This is a genomic window from Pseudomonas sp. Kh14 (assembly GCF_900291005.1).
Classification (GTDB): domain Bacteria; phylum Pseudomonadota; class Gammaproteobacteria; order Pseudomonadales; family Pseudomonadaceae; genus Aquipseudomonas; species Aquipseudomonas alloputida.
Genome location: NZ_OLKJ01000065.1, coordinates 1 through 347, shown reverse-complemented (window position 1 = coordinate 347; position 347 = coordinate 1). Strand labels below are relative to the sequence as shown.

Below are 347 nucleotides of genomic sequence, written 5' to 3'. Positions count from 1 at the left end.
GCCGCATTCAGTGCACGGGACACGCCGTGGGTGATGCACCGGCCCTTGTCGTCCACCAGCCCCATGCCGATACGGCTGAAGCGCCCCACGTAATGGGGGTTGTCGACGCTTACGTCCTGCGTGGCAGCCTCGGGCTGGTCGAGAAAGACATCGATCAGATAGGTGTCATGGGTGCAGCGCACATGATCGAACACCACCCACGGCCCGGGCCCTGCGGCGTTGCCCGCGGCAGGCCCGGCTTTTGCGCTGTGCTTGCAGCAGGCGCCTGTGGCCGCCTTGGGCGCGCCGAATTGTGGGGCCACCGGCACGCCGTAGTCGTAGCCGATGTGCCGGCTGTCCTGGGCCAT

Annotated in this window: 1 pseudogene; it reads right to left on the bottom strand. The window is 67.4% G+C overall.

Features of this window, described 5'->3' with window-relative positions:
• Positions 1-347 (bottom strand): annotated as a pseudogene (locus FQ668_RS27350) (tyrosinase family protein); the annotation flags it as partial.